This window comes from Microbacterium sp. UBA3394 (assembly GCF_002358725.1).
Lineage (GTDB): Bacteria > Actinomycetota > Actinomycetes > Actinomycetales > Microbacteriaceae > Microbacterium > Microbacterium luteum.
In genome coordinates, this window is the sequence record NZ_DEPK01000194.1 from 20,051 (window position 1) to 24,608 (window position 4,558).

Below are 4,558 nucleotides of genomic sequence, written 5' to 3' on the forward strand. Positions count from 1 at the left end.
GGGCGGAGGAATGGGAGGGCGACGCAGGGCGGAGGAATGGGAGAGCGACGCAGGGCGGAGGAATGGGAGGGCGACGTAGGGTGGGGAGATGCGCGCCGTCGACCTGGCCACCGAACGCTTCGTGCTGACGGCGCCGGAGGCGGCCGACGTCGACGCCGTGTTCGCCGCATGCCAGGATCCGGAGATCCAACGGTGGACGACGGTGCCCGCGCCGTACGAGCGACACCACGCCGAGGAGTTCTGCACCGGTGCCGACGATCGCTGGCGCACCGGCGTCGAGCAGACGTGGGCGATACGCGAGGGCACGGCACTGCTCGGCGTCGTGGGGCTGAACCGCACGTCCGCGGACTCCGCCGAGCTCGGATACTGGGTCGCGCCCACCGCGCGCGGCCGCGGCGTGCTCGTCGAAGCCGCTTGGGCCGCGCTCGACTGGGGGCTGGACCCGGCAGGTGGCGCCTACGCACGGATCGGATGGCGCGCCGCAGTCGGCAACCTCGCCTCGGCACGTGCCGCTCGCGCACTCGGATTCCACTTCGAAGGCATGTCGCGGATGGCGCTCCCCAGCCACCGCGGCCGGGAAGATGCGTGGCTCGCCGGCCTGCTGCCGGGCGATGACCGCTCCCCGCAGCCGTGGCCGATCCTGGAGCCGTCGGCGACCGCGTCCTGACCGTGTCGCGCCACGCGCCAACCGGCCGACGCCCGACTGACGGATCCCTCCCGCGATCCGGCGGCCGGCACCAGCCTGCGCCCCGCCGCCGACCCCTGCCCGCCCAGCGGCCGCCCCGCCGTGCCAGGATTGAGGGCATGCCCGAGATGCCGGAGGTGCAGGGACTCGTCGACTACCTCGACGGGCGGATCACCGGACTGACCGTCACCAAAGTCACCGTCACGAACATCGCGGCCCTGAAGACCTACGACCCGCCGGTGCAGTCGCTGCACGGCGCGGAGATCACGGGCGTGAGTCGACACGGCAAGTTCCTCGACGTCGCCGCAACCGCCGCAACCGCCCCAGCCACAATCGACGTTGCCACAGCCACCCCCACCGCAACGACGGATGACGCCGTCCTGCACCTGGTCTTCCACCTCGCCAAGGCCGGATGGCTCCGCTGGTACGACGCCCTGCCGGCGACGGCTCTCCGCCCGGGCAAGTCCCCCATCGCCGCGCGCGTCGCCCTGTCGGACGGGTCCGGCTTCGACCTCACTGAGGCGGGCACCAAGAAGTCGCTGTCGGTGTCGATCGTGCGCAACCCGGCGGATGTGCCCGGCGTCGCCCGCCTCGGGCCCGACCCGCTCGATCCGGCCTTCACCGTCGACACCCTCGCGGGCGTGCTCGCCGGTCGTCGCACGCAGATCAAGGGCGTGCTGCGCGACCAGAGCCTCATCGCCGGGATCGGCAACGCCTACTCGGATGAGATCCTGCACGCCGCGCGGATGTCGCCCTACGCGCTGGCGTCGTCGCTCGACGCCGACACCGTCGCGCACCTGTACGAGGCGATGCAGGCGACGATCGCGGAGGCCCTCGCCGCCGCATCGGGCAAGCCCCCGGCCGACCTCAAGGACGCCAAGCGCCGCGGCATGAAGGTACACGCCCGGCGGGGCGAAGCGTGCCCGGTCTGCGGCGACGAGGTGCGCAGCGTCTTCTTCGCCGACAACTCCCACGAGTACTGCCCGACGTGCCAGACCGGCGGCAAGATCCTCGCCGATCGCCGCCTGTCACGACTGCTGAAGTGACCCGCCGTCGTCGGTCGTGCCCATGAGCACGCGCGCGTCGTCATCGACCCAGTCCAGGGACTTCGACACGGCCTTGCGCCACAGCCGTCGCCGCCGGTCGCGCTCGTCGGTGCTCATGCGCGGCTCGAACCGGCGGTCCTCGCGCCAGTGCGCCCGCAGCTCGTCGTGGTCGGCCCACACTCCGGTGGCAAGGCCGGCCGCGTAGGCCGCGCCGAGCGCCGTGGTCTCGACCACCTGCGGGCGCACGACCGGGATGCCGAGGATGTCGGCCTGGAACTGCATGAGCAGGTCGTTCTTCGTCATGCCGCCGTCCACCCGCAGCTCCTCGAGCGGGTGGCCGGTGTCGGCCTCGACGGCCTCGATGACATCCCACGACTGGAAGGCGGTCGACTCGAGGGCCGCGCGAGCGATGTGATGCCGGTTGACGTAGCGGGTGAGCCCGACGATGGCCCCGCGCGCATCCGGACGCCAGTGCGGGGCGAACAACCCGCTGAAGGCCGGCACGAAGTATGCGCCGCCGGCGTCGTCGACGCCTCCGGCGAGCTCCTCGACCTCGTCGGAGGAGCGGATGAGGCCGAGGTTGTCCCGCAGCCACTGCACGAGCGATCCCGTCACCGCGATCGACCCCTCGAGGGCGTAGCGCGCCGGCTCCTCACCGATCCGGTAGGCGACGGTGGTGATGAGACCGTTGCCCGAACGGACGATGTCGGTGCCGGTGCCCACGAGCAGGAAGTTCCCGGTGCCGTACGTGTTCTTCGACTCCCCCGGTTCGAAGGCGGCCTGGCCGAACGTCGCCGCCTGCTGATCGCCGAGGATCCCCGCGATCGGGATCCCGGCGGCCGGGGCGGGCTCGACCACCTCGCCCACGACGGCGGAAGACGGGCGGATGCCGGGCAGCATCGAACGGGGGATGTCCCACATCCGCAGCATCTCGTCCGACCAATCGAGGGTCTCGAGATCCATCAACAGCGTGCGGCTGGCGTTGGTGACATCGGTGATGTGCTCGCGCCCGTCGGTGAGCTTCCAGATCACCCACGAGTCAGGCGTTCCGAACAGCAGGTCACCGGCCTCGGCGGCCCCGCGGGCGCCCTCGACGTTGTCGAGGATCCAAGCGATCTTCGAGGCGGAGAAGTAGGTGGCCAGCGGAAGCCCGGTCGTCCCGGCGAAGCGGTCCACGCCGCCGTCGGCGGCGAGACGGTCGACGCGCGGCTGGGTTCGGGTGTCCTGCCACACGATCGCGTTGGCGATCGGGCGTCCGGTGCGACGGTCCCACACCACAGCGGTCTCGCGTTGGTTGGTCACGCCGATGCCGGCGATGTCGCCCGCGGAGAGGCCGGACTGCTCCAGCACCGCTTCGAGGACCCACGACGTGTTGGTCCAGATCTCCTCGGGGTCGTGCTCGACCCAACCCGCTTTGGGGAAGATCTGCTCGTGCTCGCGCTGTGCGCTCGTGACGACGGATCCTCGGGCATCGAACACGATCGCCCGGGTCGAGGTGGTCCCCTGATCGATCGCGATCACGTGTTCGGCCACGTCGCCTCTTTCTTCTCGGATGGGATGCGGAGCACCCGTGGACCGGGTGCCCCGCATCGGGTCATACGACGTACGTCAGCGTATTCGACGCGGAGACCATGGCGACGGCGGCCGCCATGATCAGCCCGCCGATGTACGGGTTGGACGTCTCTCGGTAGATCTTCCGCGACACGATCGCCGCGACGGGGAGGATCACCAGGACCGGGAACAGCCAGATGCTGAAGATGCCTCCGAAGCCCGGGATGAGGTGACCGCTTGCCGCGAAGGTCACGTACTGCGCGATGACCAGGACGAGCGGACCCAGCGCGTTGAAGAACGCCAACAGGGCAGTGTTGATCCACTCGCGACCACCGATGGTCACACGGTTGAAGACGTTCACGGCGACGGAGTTCGCGACAAAGTAGATCACGAATAGCGGCAGAACGATCAGCGCGAGGCCGATCTTGTCGGGAGTGAACGCCCGCACCGCGAGGACCCACAGGCGGAAGTCGGTCTGGAAGAAGTAATCCACGACGAACACGAGTCCAAACGCCGCGACGACGGTCAGCAGCGCGACGGCGACACCGGCGCCGAACGGCCGCCATCCCTGCCAGAGACCGCGGGCGGCGAGGCCGGAGTTCGAGCCACGCATCGTGAACCACCACGCGGCCAACAGCACCAGGAGGGTGAAGACGCCGTTGACGGCGGCCCAGAACCCGATGAAGTACGGCGGGGTCTGCGGGATGAACGCCGGCACGAGACCGGTGAAGGCCTGCTGGCTCAGCCACACGTACGTGACGGCGCTGACGACGGCGGACACCGCCAGGCCACCCCAGAACCACAGCTTCGCAGCGCGTCCGGCCAGTGGTTGCGCGTCAGGGGCGGGGAGGCGAGCTGCTGCGAACATCTTCGTCGTCACCAGAGCACGGGCGAACGCCACGAGGAAGATTCCGAATCCGATGAGTCCGAGAGTGTTGAAGAAGACCTTCCACTGCCACACCTGATTGGCGGCGTCGATCGGATTCGGCGACTCGAACACGGTGTCGAAGAATTCCACCAGGTCGCCTGCCGCCGTCGCGGACGTGTGGGACCACGGGTGAGTCTGGTCGAGGCTGTAGATCACGCGGGAGCTGTCGGTGCCGTCGATCGCCTCGTCGTAGTAGACCCCGGCCTCGCGCTCGTCGGTGAACGACGACGGATCGGCTCCGAAGTGCAGGAAGGACTGCGCGTTATCGGTCGAGACGTAGTCCCGAGGGGCGGTGAGCACGACGCCGTTCTCGTCGTAGGTGCGGAAGAAGAACTCGTCGTACTTCGC

4 protein-coding genes are annotated in these 4,558 nt (G+C 69.5%); 2 read left to right on the forward strand and 2 right to left on the reverse strand.

The genetic code is table 11. The annotated features are described in order from the left end of the window. Positions 1-88 precede the first annotated feature (88 nt). Both B4E30_RS11715 and B4E30_RS11720 read left to right on the forward strand, forming a co-directional pair. Entirely contained in the window at positions 89-667 is a 579-nt protein-coding gene (locus B4E30_RS11715) for a GNAT family N-acetyltransferase (protein WP_194383565.1), read from the forward strand. A 137-nt stretch (positions 668-804) separates the two neighbouring features. Then, positions 805-1,731, forward strand: a complete 927-nt coding sequence (locus tag B4E30_RS11720; protein WP_286795401.1) for a DNA-formamidopyrimidine glycosylase family protein — start codon at positions 805-807, stop codon at positions 1,729-1,731. Here B4E30_RS11720 and glpK read toward each other — a convergent pair. Further along, entirely contained in the window at positions 1,714-3,264 is a 1,551-nt protein-coding gene (glpK, locus tag B4E30_RS11725; RefSeq protein WP_286795402.1) for a glycerol kinase GlpK, read from the reverse strand. The two genes, B4E30_RS11720 and glpK, sit on opposite strands and share 18 nt — an antisense overlap. A 61-nt stretch (positions 3,265-3,325) precedes the next feature. Next, the coding region (locus B4E30_RS11730; RefSeq protein WP_286795403.1) for an alpha/beta hydrolase at positions 3,326-4,558 on the reverse strand (1,233 nt) is incomplete at its 5' end.

What these genes read in the sequence shown, in the direction of transcription:
- B4E30_RS11715 (WP_194383565.1), top strand. Translation starts at nt 89, where the DNA reads ATGCGCGCCGTCGACCTGGCCACCGAACGCTTCGTGCTGACGGCGCCG.
- B4E30_RS11720 (WP_286795401.1), top strand. Translation starts at nt 805, where the DNA reads ATGCCCGAGATGCCGGAGGTGCAGGGACTCGTCGACTACCTCGACGGG.